Origin of the sequence: Phycicoccus sp. Soil748, from assembly GCF_001428025.1 — a bacterium.
Taxonomy (GTDB): domain Bacteria; phylum Actinomycetota; class Actinomycetes; order Actinomycetales; family Dermatophilaceae; genus Pedococcus.
Window position 1 is genome coordinate 78922 of sequence record NZ_LMSC01000009.1, and the last position, 16045, is coordinate 94966.

At 71.5% G+C, this 16045-nt stretch carries 16 protein-coding genes and 1 tRNA gene; 10 read left to right on the forward strand and 7 right to left on the reverse strand.

Features of this window, described 5'->3' with window-relative positions:
- Positions 1-83: 83 nt before the first annotated feature.
- Together aceE and ASG70_RS14335 are read left to right on the forward strand one after the other, a co-directional pair.
- Positions 84-2849, forward strand: a complete 2766-nt coding sequence (gene aceE / locus ASG70_RS14330) for a pyruvate dehydrogenase (acetyl-transferring), homodimeric type (RefSeq protein ID WP_056884545.1) — start codon at positions 84-86, stop codon at positions 2847-2849.
- Positions 2850-2959: 110 nt separating this feature from the next.
- The gene (locus ASG70_RS14335; protein WP_056884546.1) at positions 2960-3850 is read left to right on the forward strand and encodes an NAD(P)-dependent oxidoreductase; all 891 of its coding nucleotides are present in this window, start codon (positions 2960-2962) and stop codon (positions 3848-3850) included.
- 78 nt (positions 3851-3928) lie between these two features.
- Here the strand turns inward: ASG70_RS14335 and ASG70_RS14340 are convergent, their stop codons facing one another.
- Positions 3929-5098 carry a glycerophosphodiester phosphodiesterase gene (locus ASG70_RS14340; RefSeq protein WP_056884547.1) on the reverse strand — a complete coding sequence of 390 codons (1170 nt, stop codon included), beginning with the start codon at positions 5096-5098 and terminating at the stop codon, positions 3929-3931.
- 129 nt (positions 5099-5227) lie between these two features.
- Here ASG70_RS14340 and ASG70_RS14345 point away from each other — a divergent pair, with 129 nt between their 5' ends.
- From ASG70_RS14345 to ASG70_RS14370, 6 genes are all read left to right on the forward strand, one after another.
- Positions 5228-6421, forward strand: a complete 1194-nt coding sequence (locus tag ASG70_RS14345; RefSeq protein ID WP_056884548.1) for a CdaR family transcriptional regulator — start codon at positions 5228-5230, stop codon at positions 6419-6421.
- Between the two features lie 95 nt (positions 6422-6516).
- A complete protein-coding gene (locus ASG70_RS14350; RefSeq protein ID WP_056884549.1) occupies positions 6517-7485 on the forward strand; it encodes an ACP S-malonyltransferase in 969 nt (322 codons plus the stop codon).
- A gap of 1 nt (position 7486) precedes the next feature.
- Entirely contained in the window at positions 7487-8506 is a 1020-nt protein-coding gene (locus ASG70_RS14355) for a beta-ketoacyl-ACP synthase III (protein WP_056884550.1), read from the forward strand.
- Positions 8507-8602: 96 nt separating this feature from the next.
- On the forward strand, positions 8603-8851 hold the full coding sequence (locus tag ASG70_RS14360) for an acyl carrier protein (protein ID WP_056884551.1): 249 nt from the start codon (positions 8603-8605) through the stop codon (positions 8849-8851).
- 122 nt (positions 8852-8973) lie between these two features.
- The gene (gene fabF, locus ASG70_RS14365) at positions 8974-10218 is read left to right on the forward strand and encodes a beta-ketoacyl-ACP synthase II (RefSeq protein WP_056884552.1); all 1245 of its coding nucleotides are present in this window, start codon (positions 8974-8976) and stop codon (positions 10216-10218) included.
- A 157-nt stretch (positions 10219-10375) separates the two neighbouring features.
- Positions 10376-11002, forward strand: coding sequence for a hypothetical protein (locus ASG70_RS14370; RefSeq protein ID WP_056884553.1), 627 nt, complete (start codon positions 10376-10378; stop codon positions 11000-11002).
- A 1-nt stretch (position 11003) separates the two neighbouring features.
- On the opposite strand, the gene ASG70_RS14375 is transcribed toward ASG70_RS14370, so the two are convergent.
- Positions 11004-11642, reverse strand: a complete 639-nt coding sequence (locus ASG70_RS14375; protein WP_156400020.1) for a hypothetical protein — start codon at positions 11640-11642, stop codon at positions 11004-11006.
- A 468-nt stretch (positions 11643-12110) separates the two neighbouring features.
- On the opposite strand from ASG70_RS14375, the gene ASG70_RS14380 reads away from it, so the two are divergent.
- Complete coding sequence (locus ASG70_RS14380) at positions 12111-12947, forward strand: DUF1996 domain-containing protein (protein ID WP_056884555.1); 837 nt, start codon at positions 12111-12113, stop codon at positions 12945-12947.
- 98 nt (positions 12948-13045) lie between these two features.
- Here the strand turns inward: ASG70_RS14380 and ASG70_RS14385 are convergent, their stop codons facing one another.
- Positions 13046-13522 (reverse strand): DUF3145 domain-containing protein, encoded by a 477-nt coding sequence (locus ASG70_RS14385; RefSeq protein WP_082590822.1) that lies wholly within the window; start codon positions 13520-13522, stop codon positions 13046-13048.
- A gap of 301 nt (positions 13523-13823) precedes the next feature.
- Entirely contained in the window at positions 13824-14315 is a 492-nt protein-coding gene (locus ASG70_RS14390) for a hypothetical protein (RefSeq protein ID WP_056884556.1), read from the reverse strand.
- 168 nt (positions 14316-14483) lie between these two features.
- On the opposite strand from ASG70_RS14390, the gene ASG70_RS14395 reads away from it, so the two are divergent.
- Positions 14484-14560: transfer RNA gene (locus ASG70_RS14395), tRNA-Ile, on the forward strand.
- A gap of 37 nt (positions 14561-14597) precedes the next feature.
- On the opposite strand, the gene ASG70_RS14400 is transcribed toward ASG70_RS14395, so the two are convergent.
- From ASG70_RS14400 to ASG70_RS20090, 3 genes are all read right to left on the reverse strand, one after another.
- Positions 14598-15293: a site-specific integrase gene (locus ASG70_RS14400; RefSeq protein WP_235531537.1), complete on the reverse strand. Its 696-nt coding sequence runs from the start codon at positions 15291-15293 to the stop codon at positions 14598-14600.
- 344 nt (positions 15294-15637) lie between these two features.
- A complete protein-coding gene (locus tag ASG70_RS14405) occupies positions 15638-15868 on the reverse strand; it encodes an AlpA family transcriptional regulator (protein ID WP_082590824.1) in 231 nt (76 codons plus the stop codon).
- On the reverse strand, positions 15865-16045 hold a 181-nt coding region (locus tag ASG70_RS20090; protein ID WP_235531515.1), incomplete at its 5' end, for a hypothetical protein. The genes ASG70_RS14405 and ASG70_RS20090, both read right to left, overlap by 4 nt.

Here is a 16045-nt window from a genome sequence, read left to right on the forward strand (position 1 = left end):
GTGACCCTCGCCATGGAAGGGGGGAAGATGGGTGCTGGTCGCAGGCAACCCCGCGACCGTGGCGCGAGAAAGGACTCACCACCGTGGCCGCACGCGAGGAAGCCGGACCCATTCTCAACGGCATCCCCAGCCAGCTCCCGGACATCGACCCCGATGAGACCCAGGAGTGGCTCGACTCCCTCGACGGAGTCATCGAGGAGGGCGGTCGCCAGCGGGCCCGCTACGTCATGCTCAAGTTGCTCGAGCGCGCTCGGGAGATGCAGGTCGGGGTGCCGTCGCTGACGGCGACCGACTACATCAACACGATCAGCCCCGAGGCCGAGCCGTGGTTCCCCGGCGACGAGGAGGTCGAGCGCCGCTACCGCGCCTACCTGCGCTGGAACGCCGGCGTCATGGTCCACCGCGCCCAGGCCCCCGGCATCGGGGTCGGCGGCCACATCTCGACGTACGCCTCGGCAGCCACCCTCTACGAGGTGGGTTTCAACCACTTCTGGCGCGGCGCCGACCACCCCGGCGGCGGCGACCAGGTGTTCTTCCAGGGCCACGCCTCCCCGGGCATGTACGCCCGGGCGTTCCTCGAGGGCCGGCTCTCCGAGGACCAGCTCGACGGCTTCCGCCAGGAGCACAGCCACGTCGTGGCCGGCCAGCCGCTCGCGCTGCCGTCCTACCCGCACCCGCGCCTCATGCCGGACTTCTGGCAGTTCCCGACCGTGTCCATGGGCATCGGCCCGATGAACGCGATCTACCAGGCACAGTTCAACAAGTACCTGCACAACCGCGGCCTCAAGGACACCAGCCAGCAGCACGTCTGGGCGTTCCTCGGCGACGGCGAGATGGACGAGCCGGAGTCCCGTGGGCTGCTGCAGCTCGCGGCCGGCGAGGAGCTCGACAACCTCACCTTCGTCATCAACTGCAACCTGCAGCGCCTCGACGGCCCGGTCCGCGGCAACGGCAAGATCATCCAGGAGCTCGAGTCGTTCTTCCGCGGCGCGGGCTGGAACGTCATCAAGGTCGTCTGGGGCCGCGGCTGGGACCCGCTGCTCGCGGCGGACCGTGACGGCGCCCTCGCGCACATCATGAACACCACGAGCGACGGCGACTACCAGACCTTCCGCGCCAACGACGGCAAGTACGTCCGCGAGAACTTCTTCGGCCGCGACCCGCGCACCCGCGAGATGGTCAAGGACTGGTCCGACGAGGACATCTGGTGGAAGCTCAAGCGCGGCGGCCACGACTACCGCAAGGTGTTCGCCGCCTACCAGGCCGCGATGAACCACAACGGCCAGCCGACCGTCATCCTCGCGAAGACGATCAAGGGCTACGGGCTCGGGACGCACTTCGCCGGCCGCAACGCCACGCACCAGATGAAGAAGTTCACCCTCGACGACCTCAAGGGCTTGCGCGACAGCCTGAAGATCCCCGTCAGCGACGAGCAGCTCGAGAAGGACCCCTACCGTCCCCCGTACTTCCACCCGGGACCGGACGACCCGACCATCCAGTACCTGCGCGAGCGGCGCCAGAAGCTCGGCGGCCCGCTGCCGGTACGTCGTGTCCAGCACGAGCCGCTCAAGCTCCCCGACCACTCCGCGTACGCCGTGGTCAAGAAGGGCACCGGCAAGCAGCAGGTCGCCACGACCATGGCCTTCGTGCGGCTGCTCAAGGAGCTCATGCGCGACAAGGAGTTCGGCAAGCGCGTCGTGCCGATCATCCCCGACGAGGCGCGCACCTTCGGGATGGACTCGTTCTTCCCGACGATCAAGATCTACAACCCGCACGGGCAGAAGTACACGTCGGTCGACGCCGAGCTGATGCTGGCCTACAAGGAGGCCAAGGACGGGCAGATCCTGCACCTCGGCATCAACGAGGCGGGCTCTATGGCGGCCTTCACCGCGGCGGGCACGTCCTACGCCACGCACGGCGAGCCGATGATCCCGATCTACGTCTTCTACTCGATGTTCGGGTTCCAGCGCACCGGCGACTCGATCTGGGCGGCTGCCGACCAGATGACGCGCGGCTTCCTCATCGGCGCGACAGCGGGCCGCACCACCCTGACCGGTGAGGGCCTGCAGCACGCCGACGGCCACAGCCCGATCCTCGCGGCGACCAACCCGGCGGTCGTGTCCTACGACCCCGCGTTCGCCTTCGAGATCGGCCACATCATGGAGGACGGGCTGCGCCGCATGTACGGCGACAACCCCGAGAACGTCATCTACTACATCACCGTCTACAACGAGCCGATGAGCCAGCCGGCCGAGCCGGAGGACGTCGACCGCGAGGGCATTCTCAAGGGCATGTACCTGTTCGCCCGCGGCACCAGCGACGGCCTCGGCGACGACGCGCCGCGGGCCCAGCTTCTCGCCTCCGGCGTCGGCGTCCCGTGGGCCCTCGAGGCCCAGGAGCTGCTGCGCAACGACTGGGGCGTGGTGGCGGACGTCTGGTCGGTGACGTCGTGGACCGAGCTGCGTCGCGACGGCCTCGCCGCCGACGAGCACGCCTTCCTCCACCCTGACGAGGAGCGCCGCGTCCCCTACGTCACGCAGCGCCTGCGCGACACCAGGGGCCCCGTCGTGGCGGTGTCCGACTACATGCGCCAAGTGCAGGACCAGATCCAGCAGTGGGTGCCCGGTGACTTCGCGTCGCTCGGTGCCGACGGGTTCGGGTTCTCCGACACCCGGCCGGCGGCGCGCCGCTTCTTCCACATCGACGGCCCGTCGATGGCGGTGCGGACGCTGCAGATGCTCGCCGAGCGTGGCGAGATCGACGGCTCCGTCCCGCGCGAGGCGGCGGCCCGCTACCGCCTGCTCGACGTCACCGCCGGCACCTCCGGCAACGCCGGCGGCGAGAGCTGACCGCCTAACCCGACCCGTCCGTCAGTGACGGATCTCCGTGTGGCACAACAGGTATGCCGCCCGCTCATCCTGAGCGGGCGGCATACGTGCGTCTGGGGCAGGATGGTCGGATGACCTCCTCCGCGCAGTCCGCCCAGCCCGCCCGCCGGGTCGCCGTCACGGGTTCTTCCGGCAAGCTCGGCCGCACCGTCGTCGCCCACCTGGCCGACCGCGGCTACGACGTGCTGGCGCTCGACCGGACCCGTCCGGCCTCGCCGGAGACGCCGTTCGTGGCGGTCGACCTCACCGACTACGGGCAGGTCCTCGAGGCGCTGTCCGGCGGCGTCGACGAGCACCCGACCCCCGTCGACGCGGTCGTGCACCTCGCGGCCATCCCGGCACCGGGCCTGAGCACCAACGCGGCCACCTTCGCCAACAACTCGGCCGCGACCTACAACGTGTTCGCGGCCGCCCGGGCGCTGCGGATCCGCAGCATCGTCTGGGCGTCCAGCGAGACGGTGCTCGGGCTGCCGTTCGACACTCCCCCGCCCTACGTGCCCGTCGACGAGGAGTACGACCCGCGACCGGAGTCGACCTACTCGCTCAACAAGGCGCTCGAGGAGGAGATGGCGAGGCACTTCTGCCGCTGGGACCCCGAGCTGACGATGGTCGGCCTGCGGTTCTCCAACGTCATGGACCCCGAGGACTACGCAGCGTTCCCCGCCTTCGACGCCGACGCCTCGCTGCGCAAGTGGAACCTCTGGGGCTACATCGACGCCCGCGACGGCGCCCAGGCGGTGCGTCTGGGGCTGGAGCGCACCGAGCCCGGCGTCGAGGTGTTCGTCATCGCCAACGCCGACACGGTGATGAGCCGCTCGAGTGCGGACCTCGTCGCCGAGGTCTTCCCCGGTGTCGAGGTCCGCAAGGAGCTGGGCGAGCACGAGACGCTCCTCGGCATCGACAAGGCGCGACGCGTGCTGGGCTACGACCCCCAGCACTCCTGGCGCGACCACGCAGGCTGAGCCGGAACGGACTCGCGCGCGCCCAGCGCCCGGTTCCGCCGAGGTGCCGCTGAGGTGCCGCTGAGGTGCCGCTGAGGGTCAGTCGCGCCCGAGGAACTGCTTGCGCGCGGTGACGCAGATGTCGGGCTGGTCGCAGAACAGCCCGTCGACGCCGGCCCGCATGAACGCCACGTCCTCGTCGACGGCCCGGCCGAAGTCGGCAGGGTCGGTCCCGACGCGGTAGTCGGTCGGCAGGAAGGTGTTCTCGGCGCGGAAGGTGTACGGCGTCACCGCCAGGCCCGAAGCGTGCGCCGCACCGACGAGCCCGGTCGGCGCACCGAGGCTGCCGTCAGCCTCGCGCGCGATGACCAGGTTCTTGTCCGGGCCGATGCCGTCGACGGTGCGCGCCAGGCCGCGCAGTCCCGCCGGGCTCAGCAGGTCGGCGTAGGTGCGCGGGTCGCCGGTGCTCTGCAGGTCGAACGGCGCCCCGGACCCGCTGGCGAGGAAGACCTCGTTCGCCCGGTAGCCGTGGTCCCGGCGCAGGGCGACGAGGTTGGTCAGCTCGAAGCTCTGCACCCACAGGGGCGCGTCCGGGCGGTTGAGCGAGTAGCGGCGCACGAGCTTCATCAGCGCGGTCTCGGGGTCGAGGCCCTGGGCGTGGAAGTACGTCGAGTGCTTGATCTCGGGGATGATCCCCACCGGGCGGCCGTACTCCCGCGAGAGCTTCTCCCGCAGCGCCAGCACCTCGGCGAAGGTGGGCACCGGGTAGCGGCCGTCGTAGAGCGTGTTCTCCTGGCGGATCTGCGGCAGCCGCTCCTTGGCCCGCAGCGTCCTGAGCTCGGCGAGGGTGAAGTCCTCGGTGAACCAGCCGGTGGTGCGCACGCCGTCGAGCACCTTGGTCGTCCGGCGGTCGGCGAACTCGGGGTGGTCGGCGACGTCGGTGGTCCCGGAGATCTCCGGCTCGTGGCGGTCCACGAGCACGCCGTCCCTGGTCATCACCAGGTCGGGCTCGATGTAGTCGGCGCCCATGGCCACCGCCAGCTCGTAGGCCGCAGTGGTGTGCTCGGGCCGGTAGCCGGAGGCACCGCGGTGCGCGATGACCAGCGGGTGGGCGGTGGGTGCCTGGCGGACGTACTGCGCGGAGCCCGGGTTGGTGCCGGCACCCGGACCCGGGCGGGCGGCCGGTGCGGCACCGGCGGTCGACGCGGCGACGGTGCCGGCCAGGAGGAGTGCGGCAGTGGTGGCGAGGACGGGCAGGGTTCTGGTCATGCCCCCGGACGCTAGGAACCGGCCGTCCGCGGCGGGCGACTCGGCGGTGGCCGGCGGGTGAAGCCGTGCCGAACCCTGGGCGCGCTCCCGTGCACGCGGTTGTGGGCCCCATACAAATAGACTCCGAGCATGCCTGCGGCCCTGCGCACCTCTCCCGCCACCCTCCAGCGGGTGGAGCGCGCGGCCGGCGAGCTGTCGAGCGGCGCCACGAGGCGCATGGAGGCTGCCCACGACTGGTACCGCGCGCTGTCGGCGGAGGACCGCTCCTGGGTCGGCCTGGTCGCCCAGGCCGGCATCGCGGCGTTCATCGCGTGGCTGCGTGAGGGTGGCGACCAGACCCCGGTCACGGCCGACGTCTTCGGCACCGCCCCGCGAGAGCTGACCCGGTCGATCACCCTGCGGCAGACGCTGGACCTCGTGCGGTCGGTCGTCGACGTCGTCGAGCAGGACGCCACCGCCCTGGCCGAGCCCGGTGAGGAGCAGGCGCTGCGCGAGTCGGTGCTGCGCTACTCACGCGAGATCGCCTTCGCGGCCGCCGAGGTCTATGCCCACGCGGCCGAGGCCCGGGGTGCCTGGGACGCCCGCCTCGAGGGCCTGGTCGTCGACGCCGTCCTGCGTGGCGAGGCCGACGACTCGATGCAGTCGCGCGCCGCCGCGCTGGGATGGGGCACCACAACCCGGGTGGCCGTCGTCGCGGGCAGCACGCCCGAGGGCAGCCCGGCCGGCGTGGTCGACGGCCTGCGCCGTGCGGCGGAACGGGTCGGCGTGGACACCCTCGTCGCGGTCCAGGGCCGCCGCCTCGTGTGCATCCTCGGCAACGTGCAGGACGCGATGGCCTCTGCGCGGGAGGTCGGCGACCAGTTCGGCGACGGGCCCGTGGTGGTCGGCCCGACCGTGCCCCACCTGTTCGCCGCCGGGCGCAGCGCCCGGGCCGCCCTCGCGGGGCACTCGTGCGCCCAGGCGTGGCCGGAGGCGCCGCGACCGGTGGCCGCCGACGACCTGCTGGCCGAGCGGGTGCTCATCGGCGACGCACCCGCCCGCGCCCTCCTGCTCGACCGCATCTGGCACCCGCTCGCGACCAGCGGCGGCGCCCTGCTCGAGACCGCCGCCTCCTACCTGGAGACCGGCGGCGGGCTCGAGGGGACGGCCCGCCTGCTCTTCGTCCACCCCAACACGGTGCGCTACCGCCTGGGCAAGATCGCCGACCTCACCGGCTACCAGCTGACCGACCCCCACGACGCGCACACCGTGCGGATCGCGCTCGCCCTCGGGCGGCTGAGCCGTGCCGTGCCCGCCGCCGTGCGCTACGCCCCACCGGCCTGACGCCCCCCTCTTTGGAGGAAACCTCCAAAACCCGCGCGGGATGTTCGTGCCAAACGGTCACGTCCCGGGCGAGGTCCGCACGCGAGGCTGGGACCGTGCTCGCCATCGTCTGCCCCGGACAGGGCTCCCAGACCCCCGGCTTCCTCGCGCCCTGGCTCGAGCTGGCCCCGTTCCGTGAGCGCCTGGAGGCGCTGTCCGACGTGGCCGGCCTGGACCTGGTCGCCCACGGCACCACCTCCGACGCCGACACGATCAAGGACACCGCGGTCGCGCAGCCGCTCATCGTCGCGGCCGGGCTCGCCGCCGCAGCGGTGCTCCTGCCCGACGGCCCGGTCGGTCCGGTCGGCGTCACCGCCGGCCACTCGGTCGGCGAGATCACGGCCGCAGGCCTGGCCGGCGTGCTGTCGGGCCACGACGCCATGGTCTTCGTCCGTGAGCGCGGCACCGGCATGGCCGCCGCCGCGGCGCAGGCTCCGACCGGCATGAGCGCCGTCCTCGGGGGCGATCCCGCGGAGGTCCAGACCGTGCTCGAGCGCCACGGGCTCACCGCCGCCAACGCCAACGGTGCCGGGCAGACGGTCGCCGCCGGCACCCTCGAGCAGCTCGCCGCCCTCGCGGCCGACCCGCCTGCCCGGGCCCGGGTCATCCCGCTGCAGGTCGCAGGTGCGTTCCACACCCACCACATGGCGCCTGCCGTGGCCGCCCTGGAGACCCTCGCCGCCGACTTCGACGTCAGCGACCCGGGGGTGACGCTGCTGTCCAACGCCGACGGCCGCCCGGTCGCAGGAGGCACCGACGCCCTGGCCCGCCTCGTCCGCCAGGTGAGCAGCCCCGTGCGCTGGGACCTGTGCATGCAGACCATGGTCGACAGCGGGGTCACCGCGCTCGTCGAGCTCTGCCCCGCCGGCACCCTCACCGGCCTCGCCAAGCGCGGGATGCCGGGGGTCACCACGGTGGCCGTCAAGACGCCCGACGACCTCACGGCGGCACAGCAGCTGATCACCGACTCGGCGCAGGGCGGCGACCCCGCCTCCGAGGCCACCACCCCCGAGCGCGAGGCCTGACATGACCACTCCCTCCCCCAAGGGCACCGGATCCATCACCGCTCCCGAGGGCGCCGCCTTCTCGCGCATCATGGGCGTCGGCGGCTACCGCCCCGAGCGTGTCGTGATGAACGCCGAGCTCGTCGAGGCCATCGACTCCTCCGACGAGTGGATCCAGGAGCGGTCCGGCATCAAGAGCCGCCGCTTCGCCGCCAAGGACGAGTCCGTCGTCGACATGTCCGTCGCCGCCTCGCTCGAGGCCCTGCGCGCCGCCGGCCTCGAGCCGTCGGCCATCGACGCCGTCATCGTCGCCACGGTCACCCACCCCTACCAGACCCCGGCGGCTGCACCGATCGTGGCCGACCGCCTCGGCATCCAGGCCGCGGCGTTCGACATCTCCGCCGCCTGCGCCGGCTACTGCCACGGCATCAGCCTCGCCAGCGACATGGTCCGTGGCGGCAGCGCGCGCCACGTCCTGGTGATCGGCGTCGAGAAGCTGTCGGACTTCACCGACCTCACCGACCGCGGGTCCGCGTTCATCTTCGGCGACGGCGCCGGCGCTGCCGTCGTGGGCCCGTCGGACACCCCCGCCATCGGCCCCACGGTCTGGGGCTCCGAGGGCGCGCAGTGGAAGACCATCTCCCAGCGCGACTCCTGGGTCGACGTCCGCGAGAAGGACCTGGGTTGGCCCGCGATCGGGATGGCCGGCCAGTCGGTCTTCCGGTGGGCCGTGTGGGGTATGGCGCCCGTGGCCCAGAAGGCGCTCGACGCCGCCGGGGTGCGGGCCGAGGACCTCGACGCGTTCATCCCCCACCAGGCCAACATGCGGATCATCGACGCGATGATCAAGCAGCTCAAGCTGCCGACCGACATCGCCGTCGCCCGCGACATCGCCGAGACCGCCAACACCTCCGCCGCGTCCATCCCGCTCGCCACCGAGCGGATGCTGCGCGAGGGCGAGGCGCCCCACGGAGGCCTCGCGCTGCAGATCGGCTTCGGCGCCGGCCTCGTCTACGCGGCGCAGGTCATCGTCCTGCCCTAGCGGCACCACGACTCCCGCTGGCCCGCGGGTGAAACACGGAACACCAGGGCCAACCACCCACCCGACAGCAGTCGATACACGAAGGAGCTGAGCCGAATGGCGCAGAGCGAGCAGGAGATCCTCGAGGGTCTGGCCGAGATCGTCAACGAGGAGACCGGCCTGGACACCGAGTCGGTGCAGTCGGAGAAGTCCTTCACCGACGACCTCGACATCGACTCCCTGTCGATGATGACGATCGTCGTCAACGCCGAGGAGAAGTTCGGCGTGCGCATCCCCGACGACGAGGTCAAGAACCTCAAGACGGTCGGCGACGCCGTGTCCTTCATCTCCAAGAACCAGGCCTGAGCCCCGGCGCTCCACCACGCACCACCGCGGGGTGGCGCGCCGCGCCCCCTACCCGGGGCGCCGGCGCCCACCCCGCAGCACCACCCCTTCCCTCCACCCCTCACGAAGGAGCACCTCCAGCCATGACCGCCGAACGACGCGTCGTCGTCACGGGCCTCGGAGCCACCACCCCGGTGGGGGGCAACGTCCCCGACACGTGGGACGCCATCCTGGCCGGCCGCTCCGGCGCCAAGACCATGCCCTACGAGTGGGTGGAGAAGTACGACCTCCCGGTGAAGTTCGCCGCGACGCTGGAGACGCCTGCCGACCAGGTCCTCACCAAGGTCGAGGTCCGGCGCATGGATCCCAGCGCGCAGTACGCCCTCATCGCCGCCCGCGAGGCCTGGGCCGACGCCGGCTCGCCCGAGGGTGACCCGGAGCGTCTCGCCGCATGCATCGGCACCGGCATCGGCGGCGTGTGGACCCTGCTGTCGCAGTGGGACAACCTCAAGGAGAAGGGCCCTCGCCGGGTCTTCCCCCTCGCCGTCCCGATGCTCATGCCCAATGCCTCCTCGGCCGCGGTCTCGCTCGAGCTCGGCGCCCGCGCCGGTGCCCACACCCCCGTGTCGGCCTGCGCCTCGGGCCTCGAGGCCATGGGCTACGCCTACGAGATGATCCGCTCCGGCCGCGCCGACATCGCGGTCGCCGGTGGCACGGAGGGCGCCGTGCACGCGCTGCCCATCGCCGGCTTCGCCGCCATGCAGGCCCTGTCGACCCGCAACGACGAGCCGGAGCGTGCGTCCCGGCCCTACGACACCGGCCGCGACGGGTTCGTCCTCGGCGAGGGTGCCGCGGTGATGGTGCTCGAGGAGTACGAGGCCGCCAAGGCCCGCGGCGCCAAGATCTACGCCGAGATCGGTGGCGTCGGCATGTCGGCCGACTCCCACCACATTGCCGCGCCCGAGCCGGAGGGCGCCGGCGCGTCCCGTGCGATGGTCGAGGCCGTGCAGCGAGCAGGCTTGCAGGCCAAGGACATCGTGCACGTCAACGCCCACGCCACCTCGACGCCCGTCGGTGACGTCGCCGAGTCCAACGCCATCCGCCGCGCGTTCGGTGACGACGCCGACGGCATGCCGGTCAGCGCCACGAAGTCGATGACCGGTCACCTCCTGGGTGCCGCGGGTGCGCTCGAGGGCGTCCTGACGGTGCTCGCGCTGCACCACCGCACGGCACCGGCCACGATCAACCTCGACGACTTCGACCCGGCCATCAAGCTCGACGTCGTGCACGGCGAGGCCCGCAAGCTGCCGCAGGGCGACATCGCGGCCCTGAACAACTCGTTCGGCTTCGGGGGCCACAACGTCGCGGTGGTCTTCACCTCGGTCTGACCGTCGGGCGCCTCACACCACGCATTCACTTTCCGGGCGGCGGACCAGCACAGTTAAGGGCTGGTCCCCCGTTCGGATGGTGTTTGTCCGGTGACGAAGCCGTGACCCGGTCGACTCAGTAGCGTGTGCCCCGGATGAGTCAGGGGGCACGGAGTTGGTGGGATCGACCGCTGCGCGGGGCTGGGGCCGCGAACGCGTACACATCATCGACGACCACCTCGCCGAGCGCCTGAGGCGCGGGCTGTGGCGGTACACGCTGCGCTGCCCGATGGTCCTGCGGCAGGTCGTGCCTGTCCTCGTCGTCGCCGCCGTGGCGTCCCTGGTCTGCGCCTGGGAGTACGCGGAGCGCTCCGACACCCTGGTGTGGTGGCTGATGGGAGGGCTGCCGGCAGTGGGCGTCCTCGCCTACGTCGTGATCGTCCTGCTCATGATGCGCCGTCACGACGAGTGGCTGGCGCGCGAGGTGGTGCCCGGCCGCTTCATCGCCGTCACCGTGGGCCAGGAGTCGATCAGGGTCCGCGACCTGGACTCCGCGGTGGAGTACGGCTACTCGCTGGTCACCGCCGTGCACCAGTACGACGACGTCGTCGTCATCGAGCACCGTCCCACCTTCTGGGCGCTGCCCGTGGAGCTGTTCCGGCCGCACGAGCTCAGCGTCATCCGGGCCCGCGCCGGCAAGGCGTTCCTGCCCCTCGGAGAGGGCCGGGCCGACCGGCCGCTCGACGTCGCCGGCGAGGCGCCACCGCTCACGCTCGCCCAGCGCTTCGGCAAGCTCGTCCGCTAGCTCAGCGGGTGTGCGGGGGCTTCGCGTGCCCGCGGCCGGGCGGCAGGACGATGTCGAGCAACGGCGTGGTGGTGGTGGTTGCCGTGGGCGTGGGGGTCGTGCTGGTCGGCGAGGGTGCCGACGTCGCCGTGCGGGTCGTCGACTGCACGGTCGAGGGGGGCGAGACGGGCTGCGGCTGCGACGTGGCCCGGGCGGGTGCCACCGCGGCTCGGGTGGCGCGGGGTGTGGTCGGCGAGGTCCTCGGGGCGCTCGTGGCCGCCGGGGCCGGCGCAGCGGTCGTGCTGGGTGAGGTCGCGGCGGTGTCCACGTCGGGCTGGGCCGTGTCGCCCGGGCGGTCCGGCAGCACGAACCCGAACGCCACCAGGGCGGTGAGTCCGCCCACCCACAGCAGCAGCACGCCGGGCAACGGCTTCCAGCTGGCGTGGCGCGATCCCAGCCCGTGGCGGGCCATCTCGCGCAGGTAGAGCACGAAGGTCACCAGGGCGACGACCGAGACCCCCCACAGCAGCCAGGCTGCGGTGGCGGCGGCGGTGGGTAGTGGGGCGGTCAGGACGCGCCAGGCGGACCACAGCAGGATCACGCCTCCTGCTGCGGCCGACGCCACCACGCTCGTCCTTGCCGCGGCTTCGCGACGGGTCAAGGGACACCTCCGGGTCGGTTGGTCAGCCGAAGAGGCTACAGACGGACTCGGCAGACGCCGAACCGTGCAGGTCAGCGGCTCGCCCGATGTCCGAAAGATCAGCGATGTGGTGAAGGGGCGGAGATGATGTACTCTCGTCCGCGGCTGCTCGTTGGCCCCGCGTTCCGGGGTCGAGCCCCCGATGTGATCCGCGGTGAGCGCGGAGTGCCCGGGGTCGTGCCGACCGGCGAACGCAGGGCGACCCGGTTCGGCGCCGAGATGTGTCGGCGAACGTGACGACGACTGCGTCGTCATGCCGTCACGCGCGCGCCCCTCCCCCCAAAGGGGCCCGTCCAGCGTGCCGAGCTCTGGCATGCCCGGACGCAGCCGTTCCCCCAACCAAGGAGAAGAATGCGTCAACGCATAGCCCTGGCTCTGATCGCCCTCGTATCGGTCACAGCCCTCATGTCGGCCGCCCCAGCTAACGCAATGGGCAAGGTCAAGTGTGACGAGAACAGCCAGCCCGTGGTCGCCGTCGGACGCTACGACCCCATCGTCAACCACAACGGCACCGGTTCCGAGCACGAGCACCAGTTCTTCGGCAACATCGCCTGGCACTCGCTGTCGAACCCGGACAAGGCCAACTACGCCGACCTCGCCGGCAAGGCCAACAACTGCGCCGCCGTCCTCGGCCAGTCCACGTCGGCGGACTCCGCCGGCTACTGGGTCCCCACGCTGCGTTACAACTCCGGCGCCAAGGCCGGCCAGCTCGTCCCCGCGCAGGCGTTCACCGCGTACTACCGGTCCTTCGACCACAAGGACTTCGGCCAGGCCAAGGCCTTCCCCGCGGACACGCGTCTGGTCGCCACCAAGCACGACTGGGGCTGCGGCCAGTACTCCGGCGTGCCGACCGGCCCGTCGATCCCGTCCTGCGTCGGCCAGTCCGGCAAGCCGGGTCACACGCTGACGGCGCACGTCGACTTCCCGTCCTGCTGGGACGGGGTGCTGCCCAACCACAAGTCGACCGACGTGGGTAACACCAACGACAACGCCCACTACGCCTACGCGGTGAAGAAGAGCGGGGTCTCCACGTGCCCGTCCGGCTTCCCGAACAAGATGGTCGAGCTGCGTGAGACGTTCCAGTTCACCTACACCGGTGCCGGCAACGACATCTCGCTCGACTCGGACTCCCACGCCGGGGTCAAGGACGGCGAGACCCTGCACGGCGACTTCTGGAACACCTGGCGCCAGCCCGACTTCGAGAAGTTCGTGTCCACCTGCATCAACTCCTCGTCGAGCTTCTCGACCGCCAGCTGCCAGCCGTGACCGGACCGCTCCCCGGTTCGTGACGGCCGGCCGTCCTGACGGCCCCGAGCACGACGAGTGCCCCCTCCTGCCTTCGGCGGGAGGGGGCACTTGCGTGTTCAGCCGACCTTGTGCAGCCAGCGCACGGGCGCGCCGTCGCCGGCGTAGCGGAAGGGCTCGAGCTCGGCGTCCCAGTCGGCGCCCAGGATCTCCTCGAGCATGTCGGCCATCGCCTCGGGCGAGCCTTGCGACAGGCGCAGCACCTCGCGCAGCCGGTCCTCGTTGACGACCGCGTCGCCGGCCGCCGAGGTCCACGTGTGGTGGATCCCGAGGGACGGGGTGTGCGACCACCGCGACCCGTCGGCACCGGGGCTGGGCTCCTCGGTGATCTCGTAGCGCAGGTTGTCCCACCCGCGCAGCGTCGAGGCGAGCTTGGCGCCGGTGCCTTGTGCACCAGTCCACGGGAACTCCGCGCGGACGAGGGCGGCACCGGCAGGTTGAGGCGTCCACTCGATGGAGAGCCGGCTGTCGAGGGCGGACTCCAGCGCCCAGGTGATGTGCGGGCACAGCGCTTTCGGGGTGGAGTGAATGAACACCNGGACGTCTTCCCCACGAACCTCTGCACTGCTGGTGGCTCGGCTGGTCGCCGCGACTCTTCAGTTTGGCTGTGCTGGCGCCCATTGTGCACCACGGACCACAGCGACACCAGCACTATCACCAGTATCGAGCGAAACATCCCTCGCGTGCTCACCGCGGCGCTGGTGGCGGTCGGCGGTGGGCCCCTGGTGCGGTACGGCGTCGGGTGGCCCCGACGCCATACCGTCCCCTCTTCTGGGTGGACCGTGCTGCACTACCCGCTGACGCGGGTGGGTTCCGCCTTGTCGGGGCGTCCCCGGCTCAGCTGGCGGAGGGCGCCGTCGAGGACGAGGCCTGCCCGGACGACGGCGAGGGTGCGCCGCCCTGGCCGCCCCGTGCCCCGGGCCCGCCGCCAGCGCCGCCCTCCTGGACGGCCGTCATGGCGTAGCTCTTGTCGACCTGCACGATGATGTGCGTGCCGTCCGTGCGCACCATGTGCGCCTCGTACACGCCGTCGGAGTCGGTCTCGACCCGCTCGATGGTCGCGGTCGGCTCCTTGGCCTTGGCGGCCGCGGTGACCCTGGCCGCCACGTCGCCGGTGAGCAGCGTCTCATCCGAGCGCATCGGCTTGGTCGGGTCGGTGTTGCCGTTGGCTGCGGCTGGTGCCTCGCCCGCTGCGGGGGCGCTGGCACCGTAGGAGGCGGTCGAGGCGGCCGGGGTGCTGGTGTCGGCGCTGGCCAGGGACGCGCCGGTGAGGGCGATGCCGGCGGCTGCGGCGAGGCCGGCGGCGACGGGGACGATGCGGATCTTCATGGAGTGCTCCTCGTGGTGGGTGGGGCTCCACGGTCGGGCGGCGCCCTGTGGCAGCGTCCGGGCTGGGCCGTGGATCTGCTGTCACTGGCTGTGGCTCGCTGTGAGCGGGCGTTCTCGCCGTCGTCACCGGGTCTGACACAATCTCGCCCTGGCGGTGCGAGCCGTCCCGGGGCAGTAGCTCAGTCGGTCAGAGCAGCGGACTCATAATCCGTCGGTCGTCGGTTCAAGCCCGACCTGCCCCACCATGCATCAATGCAGGTCAGCGCCCTATGCGGCGTCATTTCAACCTCCGGCAGCAGCCGTGATCTCAGCGCTGTGGCGCATTTGTGGCACATGCGCATCGAGCAGAGCGGCCACCGTGTCGAGGTCGTCACCGAACAGTCCGGCGTAGACGTCGAGCGTCATCGCGGCCGAGGAGTGCCCGAGCATCCGCTGGACGGCCTTGACGTTCGCCCCAGCGGCGATGGCCAGGGAGGCGGCGGTGTGGCGCAGGTCGTGCGGAGTCAGCCCGACGATCCCGGCGGAGGCACACGCGGGGTCGAAGACTCGGGTGCGCCAGTTGCCCAGTCGGAGCGGACCCCCGTGCGGCGACATGAAGACCAGGTCCCCCGGCTCCTTGCCCGCGACCGCTTCCGCGAGCATCGGTACCAGCCCAGGGGGAACGGGAACGGACCGCGTCTGGTGGTTCTTGGTCGTGCTCCAGACGAGGCGGCCGCCGATCTCGGAGGCGCTCTCGGCGATGTGCAGCCGTCGTCGCTCGAGGTCCACGCGGACCACCCGAAGGGCGGTGAGCTCGCCGAAGCGGATGCCGGTGAAAGCCAGGATGCAGATGGCCAGACCACCCGACCCCGATGCGCGCACGAGTGCTGTCAGCTCAGGCGGAGAGAGGAAGCGTGGCTCTCCGCGCACGGCTCTCGGCAATCGCACCCCCACAGCCGGGTTGCGACCGATGCGGCCGTCGCGCAGGGCGAGATCCATGATCAGGGAGAACACGCGGTGGACCTGCCGGACCGTCGATGGCCTCGCCCCGCCCTCGGTCAGCTCGCCGATCCACGCCGCTACGTCCGAGGGAGCCACGCCGGACAGGCGGGNCTTCAGGTGCGAAAGGCCGGCCACCCACACCTTGGCGAACTCCCCGACGGTGACCTTGCCTGCCGCCGGGTCGAGGTAGTTGCCGCGGTTCATCTCAGCCAGGAGAGCCGCGAGGAAGCGCTCGGCGTCGACCTTCCTGCTGAACGACTTCTTGCGCTGCCGGTGCTGCGGGTCACGCCAGCGGGCCAGCCATTGACCGTTGCGCGGGTCCTTCGTGATGCTGGCCATCGTCAGGCCACCTGCTCCGTGACCCAAGTCCGGACCGCGGCCGGTTGGTAGCGCAGGTGTTTGCCCAGGCGCACCGCGGGCGGCCCCATCCCCCGATGGCGCCACTGGTAGAGGGTCCCCACCGGGACGCCGAGGTACTTCGAGACATCGTGGATCGTCCACAGAGGCTCGATCGCCACCACCTTCGATGACGTCGGTCTCGGCGGCTCATCGGTCGTCCGTTGTCTTCTCATTGCCTGTCCTCCTTATCGATGTGTGCCTTCCGCTGCGCTACTCGCTCCTGGTCGTGTTCGCGGGCGGCCGCGGCGGCGGCTTTGGCGAGGGCTGCGTCGCCGGGGGTGTCCCACCCGGTGTGGCTGTAGGTCCATGCTCCGATGACGACGGTGGTGGCTTGGTCGTCGTCCACAGCC